This is a genomic window from Arminella tubonensis (assembly GCF_003240585.1).
GTDB lineage: Bacteria > Pseudomonadota > Alphaproteobacteria > Rhizobiales > Rhizobiaceae > Rhizobium > Rhizobium tubonense.
Window position 1 is genome coordinate 37815 of sequence record NZ_PCDP01000076.1, and the last position, 13882, is coordinate 51696.

Annotated in this window: 11 protein-coding genes; 5 read left to right on the forward strand and 6 right to left on the reverse strand. The window is 53.0% G+C overall.

Going from position 1 to position 13882, the window contains the following annotated elements; all coding sequences use genetic code 11:
- Window positions 1-372 precede the first annotated feature (372 nt).
- The gene (locus tag CPY51_RS29965; protein WP_146260197.1) at window positions 373-783 is read left to right on the forward strand and encodes a hypothetical protein; all 411 of its coding nucleotides are present in this window, start codon (window positions 373-375) and stop codon (window positions 781-783) included.
- A gap of 176 nt (window positions 784-959) precedes the next feature.
- Here CPY51_RS29965 and CPY51_RS29970 read toward each other — a convergent pair whose 3' ends face one another.
- On the reverse strand, window positions 960-1232 hold the full coding sequence (locus tag CPY51_RS29970) for a baeRF12 domain-containing protein (RefSeq protein ID WP_244598843.1): 273 nt from the start codon (window positions 1230-1232) through the stop codon (window positions 960-962).
- 233 nt (window positions 1233-1465) lie between these two features.
- Here CPY51_RS29970 and CPY51_RS29975 point away from each other — a divergent pair, with 233 nt between their 5' ends.
- The 3 genes from CPY51_RS29975 to CPY51_RS29985 all read left to right on the forward strand — a co-directional run bounded on the left by CPY51_RS29975 (window position 1466) and on the right by CPY51_RS29985 (window position 4279).
- On the forward strand, window positions 1466-2932 hold the full coding sequence (locus CPY51_RS29975; protein ID WP_111164007.1) for a sensor domain-containing diguanylate cyclase: 1467 nt from the start codon (window positions 1466-1468) through the stop codon (window positions 2930-2932).
- Window positions 2933-3125: 193 nt separating this feature from the next.
- Window positions 3126-3554: a SyrB-like regulator gene (locus CPY51_RS29980; RefSeq protein WP_111164008.1), complete on the forward strand. Its 429-nt coding sequence runs from the start codon at window positions 3126-3128 to the stop codon at window positions 3552-3554.
- 134 nt (window positions 3555-3688) lie between these two features.
- Complete coding sequence (locus CPY51_RS29985; protein WP_111164009.1) at window positions 3689-4279, forward strand: hypothetical protein; 591 nt, start codon at window positions 3689-3691, stop codon at window positions 4277-4279.
- A 728-nt stretch (window positions 4280-5007) separates the two neighbouring features.
- On the opposite strand, the gene CPY51_RS29990 is transcribed toward CPY51_RS29985, so the two are convergent.
- The 4 genes from CPY51_RS29990 to CPY51_RS30005 all read right to left on the reverse strand — a co-directional run bounded on the left by CPY51_RS29990 (window position 5008) and on the right by CPY51_RS30005 (window position 7901).
- Window positions 5008-5565 carry an NUDIX domain-containing protein gene (locus tag CPY51_RS29990; RefSeq protein ID WP_195909653.1) on the reverse strand — a complete coding sequence of 186 codons (558 nt, stop codon included), beginning with the start codon at window positions 5563-5565 and terminating at the stop codon, window positions 5008-5010.
- A 138-nt stretch (window positions 5566-5703) separates the two neighbouring features.
- The gene (locus tag CPY51_RS29995) at window positions 5704-5895 is read right to left on the reverse strand and encodes a cold-shock protein (protein WP_111164011.1); all 192 of its coding nucleotides are present in this window, start codon (window positions 5893-5895) and stop codon (window positions 5704-5706) included.
- A 132-nt stretch (window positions 5896-6027) separates the two neighbouring features.
- A complete protein-coding gene (locus CPY51_RS30000; protein WP_146260199.1) occupies window positions 6028-7131 on the reverse strand; it encodes a carboxypeptidase-like regulatory domain-containing protein in 1104 nt (367 codons plus the stop codon).
- 530 nt (window positions 7132-7661) lie between these two features.
- Window positions 7662-7901 (reverse strand): hypothetical protein, encoded by a 240-nt coding sequence (locus tag CPY51_RS30005; protein ID WP_111164013.1) that lies wholly within the window; start codon window positions 7899-7901, stop codon window positions 7662-7664.
- A gap of 1609 nt (window positions 7902-9510) precedes the next feature.
- On the opposite strand from CPY51_RS30005, the gene katG reads away from it, so the two are divergent.
- Window positions 9511-11712, forward strand: a complete 2202-nt coding sequence (gene katG, locus CPY51_RS30010; RefSeq protein ID WP_111164014.1) for a catalase/peroxidase HPI — start codon at window positions 9511-9513, stop codon at window positions 11710-11712.
- Between the two features lie 1425 nt (window positions 11713-13137).
- Here the strand turns inward: katG and CPY51_RS30015 are convergent.
- The gene (locus CPY51_RS30015; RefSeq protein WP_111164015.1) at window positions 13138-13344 is read right to left on the reverse strand and encodes a hypothetical protein; all 207 of its coding nucleotides are present in this window, start codon (window positions 13342-13344) and stop codon (window positions 13138-13140) included.
- Between the last annotated feature and the right edge of the window lie 538 nt (window positions 13345-13882).

Genomic DNA, 13882 nt, shown 5'->3' on the forward strand with positions numbered 1-13882 from the left:
AAGATCGTCAAGATTATGATACTCGCGTCGTGCAGAAGGACAGCGAAGGCAGCAACGTTGGGCAAGGCCGTCGTAGCTGGAAATCAACTGATCGCTCGTCCGCAGAGTTATGGACACCGTGGGCAACCAAACCTGCCGACCGAAGCTTCTGGAACTCCTCCGCCCACTCATATGCTTGTCGGTAGTTCACCAAATGTGCGGCACCTTGCCGAGCATGCCCCCGGCCCCAATGTGTTTCAAAGCGCGGATAAGGCCCTGCTAGGCGCTTGTGCGAACAACGTTGTCGGATCCTTCTGAACATTGGAGGGTTCGACACAGTTGAACATAAACCGGCCTATCAGGAACCTCCTGTTTCTACTGCCACGGGTCGCTGTGGCGATCTTTCTGCTGATCGACTGGGTCGCCCGACCGCTTTATCGGCCGGTAGTGGCATGGATAACATCCTGGCGTGTAACGGAAGCGTTCGAAGTCCTGGTTGGTCGCCTGCCACGTTGGGCGGTCCTGGTTCTGTTCGCCGTTCCGTTTGCCATCGCGGAGCCGCTGAAGATCATCTCATTGATCATCATTGCGCAGGGGCATGTGGTTAGCGGGATCGGTCTTTTGGTCTTCGCCCACCTAATGACATTTGTTCTCGTGGAACGCATCTACCACGCTGGCCGAGCACAATTATTGAGCTACCGCTGGTTCAACTGGATCGTTACCCACGTGGCAGTAATTCGTGACGTTCTCTTGGTATTTCGTGACAGTGTTTCTGCCAACTTGAGGCGCCTGTTCCGGGCATAGAAGATTGCGGACGGGCGGCTTGCGATTGGCGTGAAACAATGTTCCAAGCGAGCCGCCCGTTCATAGCGATGCTTTTTGCTTTCAAGTTGCTAGCGCGTTTTCCCCGTCTTTACTGATGTTTAACAATGCTGCCATAGATTAGGTGGGCGCTATTTGTTTTGCGTTAGCGCACCTCATCAGATCGTCCGGTAGCCTTTGCGCATTTCCCCGAGCGTACGCGGCGCGGCGACAATAACGAGGCTTTTGATCTTGCCATCGAGCACCTGCTTATTCAGCATATCAGTGACGCCGGAGCCGAAGCCATCGTCGTCCTGCTGGCTGTCGTCCGGGTTCGCCGAGCTACTTGAATGACGGGCGCCGGAAGAAATTTTTGAACTATCGATTTCTGCGGGGGCAGTGCCGTCAGCTTGACGCTCGCAGCGTCGCCATCGTTCTGGAGCTTTTCGCATCAGCAACTGCGATGATTGTATTAGGAGGTAAATTCATTTGTCGGTCCTTGGTGAAAGCAATGCCAATTCCACCAAGCGGGTGGGCCAATGCGGTTTCTGGTAGCGAGGTAACCCCGCCGGGGGGTATCCGTCCCAAAGGAGCGATGCGGGCATAGAGGGTGGGGGCACTACCGTTCGTTAATCTGGACCCCGTAAAAGTACCACGTCACTTTATTTAACTCTCAGGGTGCTCAATGACGTCTGTGCCAGATTCCGTTCTGTTCGATCTTGCGCCCATTCCGTTGTGGATTGAGGATTTCAGCGACGTTAAGGTGCTGTTCGAGCAATGGCGTTCTCAAGGCGTGAGCGATATCCGCACCTTCCTTCGAGGGGACGCAGGGCGAGTGGCTGAGTGTTCGCAACGCATTAAGATCCTGGACGCGAACAGAAAGACGCTTGAGGTATTCGAAGCCACTAACGTTGAAGAGCTTCGCGCCAATGCCTCGACCGTATTCCGCGACGAGATGCTGGACACTCATATCATTGAACTCGCACAACTATTTGATGGCGAGATTTCGTTTTCCAGCACGACCGTGAATTACACGATAACCGGAAAACGGCTCGATATTCAGCTGCGCGGAACCGTATTGCCTGGTTATGAGGCGACCCTCGGCCGACTGCTATTGACGACCGAAGACATCACCGCGCGAGAAGATGCCCGGCGTGCCGAACTTGAACAACGACGCCAGGCAGAAGGTATCTTTGAACACTCGCCGGTTTCGCTCTGGATCGAGGATTTCAGCCAGATCAAGCTTTTGATCGAGGATATACAGCGGAGAGGCATCACCGATTTTCGGACGTTCATGGACGTCCACCCCGAATTCGTGAGGCAATGCATGAGCGAAATTCGTGTCCTCGAAGTGAACCAAGCCACGCTTGACCTTTTCGGCGCAGTAGATCGAACCACGCTCCTTCAACGCCTGAGCGACATCTTCCGTGATGAAATGGAGAAGCCTTTTCGAGAGCAGCTCATGGAGCTTTGGAACGGAAATCTCCATCATCATCGCGAAGTCATCAATTACGCGCTCGATGGGTCCGTGCGCCACATCCTCCTGCATTTCTCGGTTTTCCCGGGTCACGAGGCGGACTGGTCACGGGTGCAGGTCGCACTAGCCGACATTACGGCTCGCAAGAAAGCAGAGGCTTATCTCGAATACCTCGGAAAGCACGACGTCCTGACGAAATTGTTTAACCGTGCCTTCTATGCCGAGGAACTCAATCGACTGGAGCGAAAATCGTTGCGACCTGTTTCGGCAATCGTGATTGATCTCAATGGCCTGAAGGGAGCCAATGATCTTTTAGGTCATGATGCGGGCGACTCGTTATTGCGACGTTTTGGGGAAATCTTGAATGGCGCGGTGTCTTTGCCAAACCACGCGTGTCGAATTGGCGGAGATGAGTTCGCGGTCCTCATGCCAGGCGCGGACACGAAGGCAGCGGACGCCATGGTCGAAACGATCAACGAACTCCTAAAAATCAACAATCAGTTTTACTCCAGTCTGCCGCTCAGCATGTCATGCGGTTTCGCGACGAGCGACCAGGGGGAGCCTATAGAAGCGGTCGTAAGAAGAGCCGACGTCCAGATGTATGACGCCAAGAGAGCCTATTACAGCGCTGCTGGGACTTCTATTCGAGAGCTAGGGATGCGCCGCATTTCTTAGTCTACGGCCTTGTGGCGGTTCTACCCTGCCACCGCATATTGTGTGACATGTTGCTCGCCCATCCTCGCGATCCGTGCACATCGTTGGGCTAAATAAATCGATCTCAATTACACATTTGGCTGTCGATTACGATCGTGTTGACACCGACATTCAGACAGAAGAAAAGATACTTAGCCGATGATGGAGATTACTGATGGCAGACGAAAACAATATAGGTTCCACCGCTGAAGTTTTGACGACGGACGCCCCAATAACGCCCGCACCCAAAAAGCAGCGTGCAAAACGACGCTCGAAGGTTGCGGCCGAAGCGGTTCCAGCATCGCCTGCGACGACCGTGAAGTCGACGCGGGCTTTTCGGAAGAAAAGTGCAGAACAGACTGGGAACGCAAAGGAGCCAGTTGCCGCAGCTGCAGCTAGTGGCAAGCGTTCAAAAAACGATGGCGTTAAGCCCATCGCAAAGATCAAAACGACAGCGCAACCGCCAATCGCAGTTTCTGCTGCTGGTAAAGAGATGGCTGACCTACTTCAGCTGGAAGAGGAAAACAAACGACTTCGCAAGTCTTTGTCGGAAAAGCTACGTGCTGAAAATGCCGATCTTCGGAAGCGGCTAGGGCTCAACTAAATCGCGTGGCAAAACGGGTCGTCTTGCTGATCCCTTGTGGCCGCATTTCTACAATAAATTCCCCGACTCATGTCGTGAGTTCGATTGCAAAGTTGCGTCGACATAGCAGTCCGATTGCCCAAGGTTAAAACGCTATGAAATCACCATGGAACTTCCTCGTTCAACTGGCGTCGCGAGGACGGTCGGACGAAACTCAAGAAAATCCGACCGATAGCTTCACGAAGGCCGCGGAAGGTAAAGGGGAAGCGCAGAAAATTCCAGCTGCAAAAACGCTGGTGCCAACGAGTTCCAGCCAAGGCGAGGGGCAGCCAACTCAACTGGTGGCGGAGACGACTGCACCCGTCCCTAAATATGATAATGCACCGCCAACTACAACGTTGGCCGATGCTGAGGCGGCGCAGAAGGGTGATGAAGAGGCAAATCAACTTATCACGGGTCCCTCCGAGTTGGCACGAAACAGCGCGACGCGCGTTAAGTCACCCAAGATATCACAGCCCCGACCTCCGGCTGGCGCGAAGAAACACCCCATTGATGTCGCCGCGCGAAGCAGTATCGCCACAAATAAAGTTGAAGGTGGCCAACCGGTGTCGCACGAGGATCCATTTCACAATAACGCGGCCAACCTTGACGGGGATATAAAGCAGCTAAGGCTTCAATTGGCTCAGAAGCTGCGTTTGCAGAATACCCAGCTCAAGGAAATGCTTCGGCGGTTCGAGCGGTTTTAAATCAGCTCCTCAATCTCAAGAATGGGATAATAATGACGACACAGCGACGAAATTTCGTTGTCGAACTAAAATCCGGACGCAAACGGACAACCGTCAGGCCGGGTTCGATCTGGAATGACACTGATCTTGAAGCAATCGCGCGAGAGGCAGAATCGCAAGCGCCACATCTGTTCGAGCGAAAGCCAGTGGCGGAGCCTTTAAACGCGGTGAGCGATTTGCCTCCAAACTCGGCTCCTGAAAATCACTTCAGCGACCAGAGCGGATCGGACAACAGCTCCATTTTAGGCTCACCGGCCGAGGTCGGCGAGATCCGTCCTAATGAAAACGGTGTCGGTTTGAGAGCCGATCACGCTTTGCAATCGACTGTGGCGTCTACCAAACCGCGGACAAAAACTAGATTGAAGCCACGGCGAAAAGCAAATGCCAAACAGTCCGCTGCAGGTCAGGGTAATTTGTCCATTCGACGGTCGATCGCCTCTACCACTGAGCCACATGTAGACGATTTGGATTCGCTTGACGATGAGAATAGACGGTTGAAGGGGTTGCGGACGAGGCAACTGCAAGAGCAGAATTTGCAGATCCGAGGGATGCTGGAACGATTTGGTAATACTTGAAGCACCCGGCGGTCTGGCAGGAGTAATGTGATCTTAGCTCAGCGAACCTGCGGTGGGACAGCGAATAGCTTCATGCATAGCACCGACCTCTTTCGGTCGGTCGACGCGGTGCTACTAAACGGCCGCCGACACAAGTCTTCGCAGATACGAAAAGTACCTTCGCAGGTGTCGGGTGTGAGTCTCGAACGCACATTCGACTGCTTCGGTCTGAATGTGGACCGACAACACCTTGTTCTTGTCCGGTGCAAAGTCGCCCCAGGAAATCTTCTTCGTGTGAAAGGCGAACAGAAGATTGATGTTCCCTTCGATCGTCTCCACCGACTGAAGCATCAACTTCTTGGGATCCAATACAACCCCAGTCTCTTCAAAAACCTCTCGTACGCCAGCTTCTTGCCACGTCTCGTTCGCACCTTGATAGCCGCCTGGAAGTGCTAGTTTACCGTAACCGTCGGGTAAACTACTGCGGATCATTAGCAGACCGCCATTAACCTCCGCCATAACGACGACGACTGTGGCAGGATTAACGTGGCTTTTTTTCAGCTGCGCAATTGTGCCTTCGACCTCGCCGCGCAGGCTTTTGTAGCCTTCACCAATTTGGTTCCAGCTGTCGAGAGTATCGGAATCCCGCAGAGCCTTCGACAAGCGCTCCGCAAGGGTGATGGACTCACTCATGTTGTCTCCGAGAATTTCTTGGCTGTGCCTTACATGAGGGGGCGGGAATGCGGGAGCCTTAAAATCCATCTCGCCCGCCAAGTTCACAACACAAGGCTGTCCGGTTGCCAGATCCGGGACGATCCCTTCAGAGGACCTTCAATTGTCCGCTGATGATTTTCCGGTCCTTTGGTCTTGGGTCAGTTCAAAACCGACCTTCTGGCCGTCGTGGAGATCGGTTAACCGCGCTAGAGCAGAGATATGCACGAATATATCTCCAGTTTTGTCGTCAGACGCGATGAACCCGTAACCCTTCTCATGATTGAACCATTTCACGACACTGGTCGCCACTTTGAACCTACAATTATATTCGTTGCCAATTTTGGAAATTTAGTTGCATTTTCTCGCTTGGCAAGTCCAACGAACTATGGATGAGTGAGCACAATCTCACGCCCCAGAGAAGTTGATCTAGAGACTTCCCGATCAATCGGTGACGGCCAGAGCTTTAGGGTTATCGATATGGACAACGCCTCGATCGATCCCCGTCCCAGCAAACAGGAGAGCGTCGAGGACACCAAACCCGTACCGATAATCTGCGATATTGCTTTTCATCCGAACGATTTGGTCATCAGTAAGAGCAAAGGAAAAGGTGTATTTCCGAAGGGCATCGGCACACTGAAAACTAAGCGTTAAAACCCAATCACCTTTTGTCCAAAAAAACTCGTTATTTGCCGTGCTTTGCAGGTCGGTCACCAACGTCGGCTCGAGGCGATCAATTTGCAGCATCGGGTCCAACGAAGAGGGGTGGCTTGCAATCCACTGGTTCACTCTGGCGCTAAGTCTTAAAAAGTCATCGTTTTGCTCGAAAAAGCTGCCGGTTATACGTACAGTGTTTCCCTTATGCAAATAGAGTACCGGCCCTGCCTGCGCTGGCAAAGTTTCTAAGATCCGCATTGCAGTGAAGGCTTGCCCTCGAAGATTTGGTCCAGCTATAGAACCCTTGATGGCCTGAACAGCGACGGCGCCATCGTTTTGATTATTCAAGCTAAAAACGAGCTGGATAGCTGGGCGACCTATCCAATGCCCGACGTTCAGGTTGACGAATCCCTCAAAGATTGGGGCTTCTTGCGGTCTCCGTTTCAACTTAATCGTCAGCGGATCGGTGAGATTGCGAACAATCTGAACTGAATACGGAAGGTAGGCATCATCGCTCACGTTCAAGGTGTAGCCATCCGAGAAACGCGAGCGGGGCAAGGTGAATAGATAGGAACCGTCTTGGCGGACTTCTTGAGAGCTGTCGCCCGGAACGCTTACAAGAGCGCCCTGGACTGGCGCGTTGTTAGAGTCGTCGATAACGTTTCCGCTTACTCTGTAATCCGTTAGGATAACAGTCGTGAAAACGTACGCCCCTATAGCTCCGAGGCCTAATGCCAGGCCAAGAACGAAGCTGTATCGCACCATCTCTCTAAGAACTGGACTTTTTCCGGGGCGGCTACGAATGACGCCGGTAAACACGGTCGACAAGATTAGAAGAGCCAAGGCAGCAAGGGCAAACGGCGTGGTTATGGATGCAGCAATTTGATACACATGATCACCTTATAAACTCACGAGAGTAAACTTGAGGATCTATAGCAAATTGAATGGGGATATTCTAGTTTACAACTACTTAGGAGACAGCAGCGCGAATTCAGACCGCCCTCTAATTGATTTTAGAGCTTAAATTTCAATCAGACCTTCTACAGGCAGTATTCGGCGCCAGCGCATGTTATTCACCCAGATGGGAGTTCCGGATACCGCTGACAGATAATTGGTGATTTTACCGCGAAACCGTTGAGGCAAGAAAGATGTGCGCCGAACATTTGTTCGCCTGTGCGTCGACGCAAAGAATTTCTTTCGTTTGTAAAAATGAGCAAGCAAGGTTCCGTGTATCGAAACTTTCGTTGGAGCTCATCCAAGCGAAGGCCCTCCACAAATGCACGATCGGAAAAGGATATTGCCAACCCTAAGCGGGCTGCCATAGTCGGCCAGTTTCTAAAGCTGGTTGATGATCCGGAACATTCGCTGTTTTCCACATTGCCCGTCCTGTTGGCTGGCGTCCGCACCAAACACGATATGGATCAGCCGTCAATCACTTCAGTGTCGGGCCGGTCACCGCCGTCTGCATGTTCGGTATGCCAAGAGCCGTCCGCAGCTTGATAAGAAATTTCGGCGTCCTGGCCTTCAAGATGTTGACGTTGAGCTGCTGACTTTGCCGCGGAAAGCGCAGTGGCATGGCTTGCAAATGTTTCAGACCAGACGTCATTCAAGCGATAAGCAAATCCACTGTCGTGTCTTCCGACATGGTACAAGATTTTCATTCTTAGTCTCCTGACTTAATTTATGTTCCGTGGATGGCTGATGCTGGCTTATCACGGTCAGATCGGCGCTGACCAATTTATTGTGGATATCCGCGCGAAGATATCTGCCCAGGGCAGGAAGACGCTCATTCGAGGTGGACCGGATACCAACGTATGGACACGGGCATTGGGAGCTCGTCGTGGCAGCCAGTGATTTATTCGGAACCACGCACTGACCAATGGAATGGCTTAGTAGCGGCGGCCACTGATGCTAACATCTCTGTATCAGCGACAGGTCTCGTATGGGCAAGAAAAAACTTTAATCGGCTGGAAACCTGCAGCCTTCGCCGTGCAGATGGGAGAGCCGAACTGGTTGTCGTGGCAAGTTCTACTGGTGGAAACGTGCGGTGGAAGCCCCTTGAGCGATCTCTCTAGCGGTGCGCCGGTAGGGCTCTGTTGGTCTGAACCGCTAAGTAAAAGCGTGCTTAAAACCCCACCGATTGCAAGTGCGAGTATAGCGGACATGATCACCTGTGGGATCATCAACCGGCTCCAACGTCGATTTTCGGGGAAAAGAGACGGTACAACGTGCGTTCAGGATCAGCCCCTACCGATTTGACCCTGGTCCATGGTGGTCCACATAATCATTTAGCGGCTCGCGCTGATGCTTCGCGCCATAATCGTTGCTAACGCAGCCCGTAAGAGCGATTGCCGAGGCAACTATCACGGCGCGGTATAGATCCGTCTTTGACAGAATTTTTTTAGATGGCTGGATTTGCATTTTTTATTACTCTTCGTGGGCGTTTAACGATGAGGTTACGCTCCGCCGCCGCCTAACAGAACCATACTGAGGTAGCGCGATGACTGAACCTTCGTCTTGTCGTGCGGCGTCTTGTAGCTTGGGCATTAAGCGCGGATGGTGCAGTGCAATCGAAGTCTAATGGAACGGCGTTCCGAAGGCGGAACTCCTCGAAAGAGCGGCTTTTGCAAAGGCGGGCGTGCAATCCTTTGCTGCAGGGAGGATTGTATTTTACGGAACATTGGTCGCGGTCCTGTTTTCCGTTGGCATGACTTGTGGCTCGGTATACATAGCGCGTCGCCGTATTAGCGTTCGGCGGACAATGCATAAGTTGTTTGCTTACCGCGTCTCGCTGCTCTGGTACCCACATCCCAATTGATTGAATGCAGCGCGTCGGATAGCCGAATGGGATATCCATCCCTTGGTGTTGTAAAACCTACACCTGAATATGGGCGCGTAACTGCACGTCGGTGTTATTCTCACTCAACGGCTCGTTTAGTCTGTACCGACAAACGCGATGATGGCTCCTGACCTAAGCGGTGAATGATTGTGGGCCGCAGATGTGGAAACAGAGCCCGATTTTGTCGCCGCTGGTGTGTAAGGAGTAGGCACGGCGTTGTTTAAAAAGAGGTGTGGCATCACAAATCTCCGGCGCCATACCCGATCAGCGTTCAGCTAACGAAGCCACAACACCATCCAATGAAATGAAACCCATCAAAGCAAGGATTCGGGTAAAGCGAGCCCGTGTTTTCTGGGAAAGAAATCGATCACATATCCCGCCGCAAGCTTTTGCTCAATGCGGCAATTATCCCGAAGCACGGAGTATCGAATATGGACCCGAAGATTAGCGACTCGAGCAAGTGTCCTGTTGCTCATACGGCCGGTGGCGGGAGGACAATTCGCGATTGGTGGCCGAATGAGCTTAACGTCAACATTCTGCATCAGGGCTCATCCGTTTCGAACCCAATGGGTATGGCGTTTAACTACCCCAAAGAATTCAAGCAGCTTGACTGGCATGCACTGAAGAAAGACCTGCACGTCTTGATGACGGATTCGCAAGATTGGTGGCCTGCCGACTTCGGCCACTACGGCGGGTTCTTCGTCCGTATGTCTTGGCATGGTGCAGGCACCTATCGCATCGGGGACGGCCGTGGGGGTGCCGGAGGCGGCCAACAGCGCTTTGCACCGCTCAATAGTTGGCCCGACAACGTCAACCTTGACAAAGCTCGCCGCCTTCTTTGGCCAATCAAGCAGAAATACGGTAGAAAAATCTCTTGGGCAGACCTGTTGATCCTTGCTGGGACCGTTGCGCTGGAGTCAATGGGTTTGAAAACCTTTGGCTACGCAGGGGGTCGCGAGGACACTTGGCAGCCCGATGAGAACGTGTATTGGGGACCGGAAACGGAATGGCTCGCGACCAGCGACAGGCAGAATAGCCGCTATTCAGGCGACCGGGAGCTCGAAATACCCCTGGCTGCTGTTCAGTTAGGGCTGATTTACGTCAATCCAGAGGGTCCCGACGGAAATCCAGACCCGCTGGCCGCCGCCCGCGACATCCGAGAAACCTTCACGCGGATGGCCATGAACGATGAGGAAACAGTCGCTCTAATCGCCGGTGGGCACACGTTCGGTAAGACCCACGGGGCAGGTGACTCAGGCAGTGTCGGCCCACCACCGGAAGCTGCGGGTATCGAAGAGCAAGGCTTAGGATGGAGGAGCAGCTTCAAAAGCGGCAAAGGAGGCGACACGATTAGTAGCGGTCTAGAAGTAACTTGGACGCAAACGCCAACGAAATGGAGCAACTTCTTCTTTGAAAACCTGTTCGGCTACGAGTGGGAGCTATCCAAAAGTCCGGCGGGGGCCCATCAATGGGTTGCCAAGAACTCGGCTAACGTGATTCCACATGCCGCTGATTCGTCGAGATTTCACGCTCCGACCATGCTGACGACAGACCTCTCTCTGCGATTTGACCCGATTTACGAAAAGATTTCGAGGCACTTCCACCAGAATCCTAGCCAGTTCGCCGACGCATTCGCTCGGGCTTGGTTCAAGCTAACTCATCGCGACATGGGCCCACGCACGCGCTATCTGGGTCCGGAAGTTCCGGATGAGGTGCTGATCTGGCAGGATCCTGTCCCAGAAGTGAACTATGTACTGATCGATGAAAAAGACATTGCTGACCTCAAAGCCAATATCCTTGCATCCGGGATCCCGGTTTCACAATTAGTATCGACCGCATGGGCGTCGGCTTCGACTTTCCGCGGTTCCGATAAGCGCGGCGGCGCGAATGGAGCGCGAGTCCGTTTATCTCCCCAAAAGGATTGGGACGTGAACATGCCTGGCCAGCTAGCGACGGTGCTGGCGAACTTAGAGCGCATCAAGAAAGCCTTTAACGACGCACAGCCTGGCGGTAAGAGAGTGTCACTAGCAGATTTGATTGTACTCGGTGGCGTTGCTGCGATCGAGAAGGCCGCCGCGAGCGGCGGTTATCACATCAAGGTTCCTTTCGCACCGGGTTTCACCGATGCAACGCAAGAACAGACTGATGTGCATTCGTTTTCCTACCTGGAACCGATCGCCGATGGGTTCCGCAACTACCAGAAAAGCAATTACTCCTTATCGCCGGAGGCATTCCTAGTCGACAAGGCTCAGCTCCTAAACCTGACAGCGCCTGAGATGACGGTGTTGGTCGGGGGTATGCGTGTGCTAAATGCAAATGTCAGTAGTTCCCAGCACGGCGTGTTCACAACGCGTCCAGAGACCCTTACAAACGACTTCTTTGTTAACCTGCTCGATATCGGAGTTGTTTGGCAAGAGGCGGAGGGTTCTCCAAACTCGTACGAGGGCAGAGATCGGAAATCGGGTGACCTTAAGTGGACAGCAACACGTATCGACCTCATTTTTGGCTCTAACGCTCAGCTCAGGGCGCTTGCTGAGGTGTACGGCCAGTTCGACGCGCGGCAGCAATTCGTAGATGATTTCGTGGCGGCGTGGACAAAGGTCATGAACGCAAGCCGCTTCGACCTTGTTTGACATACTTTTCGCAGAAGTTGTTCGATAGAGCTGTCTTCATCTCACCACGGTTGTCAGCCGATTTTAAAAAATTGAAGACAAAAACCTCGGCGGCGTCATGTAGGCTTGTGGTGGCGATAGATGCCGCACAAGGCTTTTTCAGATAGGGCTCTTGTATCTCGTCCAGCATAAGCTCGATGTTTCTGGATGGATCCCACAAATCAGGTCGCCAAGACCGGTGCCCACCCCGCAGTTCTCGTTGAGCTGAAAAAAGCTCGAAGCTTCGCTCGCCGCGGAGAAGCCAGAGAACATTTGAATCGGACAGATCCGGTTGTGGGTGGTCGGCCCGCCCAGCAAAGGGTGCATAGAATTGCTCAATGGCGCGGATACGCCCGGCGGACCGACCAAGCAAACAATACCAACGGCCGGAACGTCCATCTAGAACAATCGTACTGAGGTTGTCGCAAACATCTTTCAGTTAACGAGAGATAAAGCCCTTGTTGCCGAACTCTCATGGACGCAAGAGCCAGCGCTCGCGCATGACCAAGCGAGATCATGGTTTGCCAAAAATCCGTGTATCGACAATCCGGCGGCCGAATTAGCAGGAGGCTCTCTTCAAGTGATATTTACTGCCAACACTTTTCACCCCTGGTCCGGAGTTTTCACCAGACGCAGAATTTGGAAAGCTTTAATATCCAACCGGCCTCCAATCCCGAAGCAGCGTGGGGATCAACTCCGAGACTATGGGAAGAAGCGTAAGCGTCCGGCGGACCCGCCTTGAAGAATTTCGCCGAATACCTGACGTTACGTCACCAATTCTGTCATTAGACACGTCATCAGGGATGAACTATGAGCGGTAAGGAGATTTTAACGGGTGTTGAGCGACAGCGTGACTGGCCCGATGACGACAAACTGTCGTTACTGGAAGAGGCTACTCCTGGAGGCGCGTGGATTGCCGTTAGTGCTCGGCACGACATCTAGCCTCAGCAGAATGCACCTAGCGCAGACCGCGGGCACACGGACCGAACCCGTCGTTTCGTTCCTGCCTGGCGCATTGATCGCTTCGGAACCGACCAGCCAAGCAGAGAGACTGAACCCGGCAGATAAAGCTGCTGCAAGGCGGTTGGCGCGATCTACGCGAAACGGGATTTGTGTAAGGCTGCCGGAATGTCGGTATCCACGATCAAACGGCCTGACGGGACGCTCAGCGTGTAAAAGAGGTTCGTCACAACGCTATGCCGGTCCCCATCCCAACAAAATCCCACAGAGGCGGTGCGATGTGCAGCCCTTGGTCGACACAGCCATCTTAATAAACTGCACTGCGTTTCCGCAAATGGGTTCGATACGCTTCCGTCATCGCTTCGTGATAACAACGGCCGGTGAAAAGAGTGTCCGCAGGCTGACGTCATCATAAAGGTAGTGAACCTGCAAAGCTTGATAAGAAGTTTAGTGAATGACGGCCTCTGGCCGCTTCGCAGTCGTGTCGCCCTGAAGTGGGACGAAGACACGCGCTTCGCGATGAGGAATGTTGGTGAACTCACCCCCGAGAAGCATGTATCCCAGTATACCGAGCATCGAAAGAAAAATGACTGTTAGCGGGAATCCGGTTGAGGCAGAAGTTTCGGGGCCGTCCCTATAACCAGACTTCTTCATGATCTTCTCCATTCAACGTAGGCTTTGGAAAGTTGACTGAAGAGAATTAGCTCGAGATGCCCGTGCGCTATTGCATGAATGTCTGGATATTGGACAAACGGGTTGATATCGATCGCCTCCAATACGGTGTGTGTCGCAAAGCTTTTCGCCAACTGCATTTTGCCAGAAGCCGCAAGCGACGTACTTACGGCAAGTTGCTCGCACTGCGCTGCCTCTTAAGGATCCGGAGAGCTAGTACTTTTTGGCGGGGCCTTTGCCGGTGACCAAATAACACGTCGTCACCGGGCAACGAGGATCATCGATAGTTGGTACACTAGCCTTTCCCAGGGCGCCTTGTCCAAGACACGACAGGGAGTTCGAGACATAGCGATTAAACAAAGCCAGACCTGGACGAGTGGAAGGATACATAGACACGACCGCGCCTTTGTATGCCACCTTTTCGTGGATCGCCGAACAGGTCATTGATTTGGATTCATATCAATCCGTTGCTACAGCGTCCTTGCAAAATAATCCCATTGCGGTGAACAATAATAACAAC